Source organism: Cellulosimicrobium sp. I38E, from assembly GCF_001647255.1.
Classification (GTDB): domain Bacteria; phylum Actinomycetota; class Actinomycetes; order Actinomycetales; family Cellulomonadaceae; genus Cellulosimicrobium; species Cellulosimicrobium cellulans_E.
Genome location: NZ_LUAZ01000095.1, coordinates 1 through 4,485, shown reverse-complemented (window position 1 = coordinate 4,485; position 4,485 = coordinate 1). Strand labels below are relative to the sequence as shown.

5 protein-coding genes and 1 pseudogene are annotated in these 4,485 nt (G+C 75.0%); 4 read left to right on the top strand and 2 right to left on the bottom strand.

What is annotated here, in order from left to right:
* Window positions 1-104: 104 nt before the first annotated feature.
* Window positions 105-674: pseudogene (locus A0J59_RS20920) on the top strand (DnaJ C-terminal domain-containing protein); the annotation flags it as partial.
* A gap of 137 nt (window positions 675-811) precedes the next feature.
* Window positions 812-1,213, top strand: a complete 402-nt coding sequence (locus A0J59_RS20915) for a heat shock protein transcriptional repressor HspR (protein ID WP_047234447.1) — start codon at window positions 812-814, stop codon at window positions 1,211-1,213.
* A gap of 22 nt (window positions 1,214-1,235) precedes the next feature.
* On the opposite strand, the gene A0J59_RS20910 is transcribed toward A0J59_RS20915, so the two are convergent.
* Window positions 1,236-1,964, bottom strand: coding sequence for a phosphotransferase family protein (locus A0J59_RS20910; RefSeq protein ID WP_064317341.1), 729 nt, complete (start codon window positions 1,962-1,964; stop codon window positions 1,236-1,238).
* 209 nt (window positions 1,965-2,173) lie between these two features.
* On the opposite strand from A0J59_RS20910, the gene A0J59_RS20905 reads away from it, so the two are divergent.
* A complete protein-coding gene (locus tag A0J59_RS20905; protein WP_047234443.1) occupies window positions 2,174-2,482 on the top strand; it encodes a DUF1540 domain-containing protein in 309 nt (102 codons plus the stop codon).
* A 78-nt stretch (window positions 2,483-2,560) separates the two neighbouring features.
* Here the strand turns inward: A0J59_RS20905 and A0J59_RS20900 are convergent, their stop codons facing one another.
* Entirely contained in the window at window positions 2,561-3,358 is a 798-nt protein-coding gene (locus A0J59_RS20900) for a hypothetical protein (protein ID WP_255365394.1), read from the bottom strand.
* Between the two features lie 175 nt (window positions 3,359-3,533).
* Between A0J59_RS20900 and A0J59_RS20895 the strand changes: the two genes are divergently transcribed.
* The coding region (locus A0J59_RS20895) for a sigma-70 family RNA polymerase sigma factor (protein ID WP_156533223.1) at window positions 3,534-4,485 on the top strand (952 nt) is incomplete at its 3' end.

Sequence of the window (4,485 nt, the reverse complement as noted above, 5' to 3'; positions counted from 1 at the left end):
GCGGCCGTCGACCGTGAACGTCACGGTCGAGCCCTCGACCGCCTGGCGGAACGCGGTCGAGCCCTCGACCGCGACGTCCGCACCGGCCCGCGGGCGCGCAGCAGTTCGGCGGCGGTCCCCGCCCGCGGGCCGGTGCGGACGTCGCCGCGGCCACGACCCTCCCGTTCCGCCAGGCGGTCGAGGGCTCGACCGTGACGTTCACGGTCGACGGCCGCAACGTCACCACCCGCATCCCGCCGGGCGTGCGCGACGGCCAGAAGATCCGGCTGCGCGGCAAGGGCCGCCCGGGCATGGCCGGCGGTCCCGACGGCGACCTCGTCGTCACCGTGCACGTCACCCCGCACCCCGTCTTCTCCCTCGACGGCACCAACCTCCGCGCGACCGTCCCCGTGACGTTCGCCGAGGCCGCGCTCGGGGCGACCATCAGCGTGCCCACGCTCGACGGGACGTCGGTCAAGGTCAAGGTCCCGGCCGGGACGCCGTCGGGCCGCACGCTGCGCGTCAAGGGCCGCGGCGTGCAGACCGCGAAGGCGACCGGCGACCTGCTCGTCACCGTCCAGGTCGCGGTGCCGCAGAAGCTCTCGAAGGCCGCGCGCGAGGCGGTCGAGGCGTTCGCCGCCGAGACGGACGGCCAGGACGTGCGCGCCGACCTGGTCCGCCAGGCCGCGGAGTGAGGGAGGCCGTGATGGCCTACCAGGATCATCCGTCGGTCGGCGACGACGCGCGGAGCGCCGCCGGACGGGCTCCCGGCAGCGACGTCGACCAGGACGCCCCGGTCCTCGTCATCTCCCAGGCCGCGGCGCTCGCGGGGATGCACCCGCAGACGCTGCGTCAGTACGACCGCCTCGGCCTGGTGGTGCCGCGCCGCACCGCGGGCCGGGGACGGCGCTACTCGCTGCGTGACGTCGCGAAGCTGCTCGAGGTGCAGCGGCTCAGCCACGACGAGGGCATCAACCTCGCGGGCATCCAGCGCATCCTCGCGCTGGAGTCGCAGGTCGAGCGGCTGGAGCGCCGTATCGAGGCGCTCTCGGCGCGCGTCGAGCCGGGCGGCCGCGTGTTCGCGGCCGCGGCGAGCGGCGACGTCGTCGTCGTGCCGCGCGGGCGCAGCGTGCGCCGCGGGGTCGAGGAGGCGCTGCGCGAGACGCTCGTCGAGCACGGCGAGGCGCGCGCGCTCGTCATCTGGCGGCCCCGGCCCGACGACGCGAGGTCCTGACCCCGGCTGTCCCGCCCGGGTCTCAGCTCCGACGGGCCTCGCGCGCGACGAGCGCCACGGCGGCGGGGACGAGCGCGACCTCCGAGGGGTCGAGGCCCGGGTCCGCGGCGCGGGTCCGCGCGGCGGCGTCGAGGTGCCGCAGGAGCACCGGGTCGGCGAGGTGGAGGAACGCGTCCAGCAGGACCCGCGCGCCCGGCGCGAGCTCGTCGTCCTCGTCGGCGGCGACCTCCGCGAGGACGACGGCGGTCACGGCGAGGTCGAGCCCGGCCGGCCCGAGCCGGGCGTTCGTCCAGTGCAGGACGGCCGGGCCGTCGGCGGTGAGCACGACGTTCGCCGGGTGCAGGTCGAGGTGCAGGACGCACGGCGCCCCGGCACCGGGTGCGTCGAGGGTCGCGAAGGACGGCGCGGTGAGCGCCTCGTACGCGGGCTCGTCCGGCGCCGGGGGCGGGACCGCGTGGAGCGCGTCGTGCAGCGCGACGAGGATCCGGGCCGATCCGGCGAGCGACGTCCGGCCGCCGAGGATCGACTGCAGGAGCGTCGGCCCGCGCAGCAGCTCCATGGTGAGGTCGCCGTCCGTGGCGGCGTCGACGCGCGGGGCGGGGAAGCCCGCGGCGCGTACGTGCCGCATGACCTCGGCGGTGCCGACCGTGTCCGCCCCCGAGCGCGAGCGTCGCAGGACGCGGTCGGCGCCGACCGCGTACAGGTCGGCGTCGGCACCCGAGAACAGCGGCGCGCCGAGCGAGGGGGCCATGAGCCGACGCTACGCCTCTCCTGCCCTCCTGACGAGGGCCCCTGCGTCGTCCCTGGTCACGCATTTTTGCAAGAATGCCGTGCGCTAATTCCGTGCTATTCCTGCATTTCTTAGCAAGGCCTTCCTTGCTATACACCGTGGAATTCCAGGAATACCGTGGACACGGAAGCCCGGCCCCCCCACGGGACCTCGGAGAACAGGAGATCGCGATGAGCAGCCTCACGGAGATGCCCCAGGTCGTCGAGTGTTCCATCGACGGCTGCGGCTACAACCACGACCACGGGTGCCACGCCGGCGCGGTGACCATCGCCGGTCACGCGGGCGACGCCGAGTGCGCGACCTTCATCCCGCTCGGGACCAAGGGCGGTCTCGAGAAGGTGCTCGCGCACGTCGGGGCCTGCCAGCGCACCGAGTGCGTCCACAACTCCTCGCTCGAGTGCTCGGCCCCGTCGATCCGCGTGGGCGCCGGCGCGTCCGGCGAGGACAAGGCCGACTGCCTCACCTTCACCCCGCGCTGACGCCGACCGCAGTCGCCCCCCCCGACACGGGACGCCCCGGCCACGCGCTCGCCCGCGTGGCCGGGGCGTCGTCGTGCGTCAGCGCTGGAGCGCGTCGAGGAGCTGGACGGCGGCGGAGTGGGTGCGGGGGAGCGGTTCGAGCCAGACGCGCGGAGGTCGGCGCAGGATCGCCGTCACCCCCAGCGCGAGGCCCGTGCGCTCGATGTTGTGGCGGAGCACGGTGCGCAGGGTGTCGTCGTCGGCGCCGCGCTCCCCGAGCACGACGAAGAGCCCGTTGCCGAGGGACGCCATGGGATGGCCGTCGCCGAACGTGTGCGTGAGCGCGCGGCCCATCGCTGCCGACCGGGCGAAGCGCTGCCACCCGGTCAGGTGGTCGAGCGCGACGTCCACGACGAGCAGGCCGTGCGACGCCGCGGCGTCGACCCCCGCGCGCTGTGCGACGCCGTACGTCTCCCGGAGCCGTTGGACCAGGTACTGGGAGGTCGCGAGACCGGACTCGGGGTCCATGACCTCGGGCGTCACGGGGGTCGCCTCGTAGCCGTCGGACCACCCGACCGCGACCGCGCGGAGCAGGTCGGTCCCGGGCTCGCGGTCGTGCGCCCGGTACAGGCACACCACGTCGTCGATGGCTTCGCCGATCCCGACGCCCGCCTCGGCCCGCACGCGGCCGAGCCGCTCGGCGGCCGGCGTCCCGTCCCGCTCCTCGCACAGCGCCTCGACGAGGGCGTCCACGGCAGGGTGGTACCAGTCGCCCGGTCGCAGCCAGACGCTCTCGGCGCTCGCCCGACGCCAGCGCTCGCGCACGGCGTCGGGAGCGGGCACGGTGTACCCGTGGAGGTGGTCCATGTAGATGAGACGGGCGAGCAGCCGATCCATGACGCGGGTCGACGAACGAGTTTCCGGGACGCCGCGTCCGGGGTGAAATCGGGCGAAAGGGGAGGACTCCGGCCGTTACCGTTCTGTCGTCGGAAGCCCCCTGCCCCGAAGTTGGACGGGCGTCTACTATGGCCGCTGTACGCCTCGGAGCGGGGCGGTCTCCGGGGCGGGTGACATGACGCAGGCGCAGGAACGGGTGTGGAGCGAGGCGTTCAGCGACGCCGAGCTCATCACGGCCGTGCGCGAGGGCGACACCAGCGCCTACGGTGTGCTGTACGAGCGCCACGCCGCCGCGGCCCGCACGGTCGCGCGCCAGTACGTCCGGTCCACGGCCGACGCCGACGACGTCGTCTCCGACGCGTTCGCCCGCACGCTGTCCGTGCTCCAGGGCGGGGGCGGCCCCGACGTCACCTTCCGCGCCTATCTCTTCACCGTCGTCCGGCGCCTCTCCTACGACCTCGTCAACGGCGCTCGGCGCACCCAGCCGACCGACGACGAGCGCACGTTCGAGACCGCGTTCGGCCCCATGGCGTCCACCGAGGACCCGACGCTCGAGGGGTTCGAGCGCTCGACGGTCACGCGCGCCTACCAGGACCTCCCCGAGCGCTGGCGCGCCGTCCTCTGGTACACGGAGGTCGAGAACCTCTCACCGGCGGACATCGCGCCGATCCTCGGCCTCACCGCGAACGGCGTCTCCGCGCTCGCCTACCGGGCGCGCGAGGGGCTGCGCCAGGCATACCTCCAGCAGCACCTCACGTCCGTCCCCGCAGAGGAGTGCCGCGCGGTCAACGCGCTCCTCGGCTCGTACGTGCGCGGCGGGCTCGCCAAGCGCGAGACCGCGCGCGTGGAGTCCCACCTGGACGGCTGCGGCGAGTGCCGCGCGCTCGTGCTCGAGCTGGGCGACGTGTCGCACGGCATGCGCGCCGTCATCGCGCCGCTGGTCCTCGGCGTGGGCGCGCTCGGCCTCGTCGGGACGGCGCTCCCGACGTCCGGCGGCGCGGCCGTCGCCGGCGGCGTCGGTGCCGCCCTCCAGGGTGCGTCGAGCGGTGGCGCGGGATCCGCGGGCGGGTCCGGCGCCACCGCTCGACGCACCCTGGGGTCCGGCGCCACCGCTCGACGCACCCTGG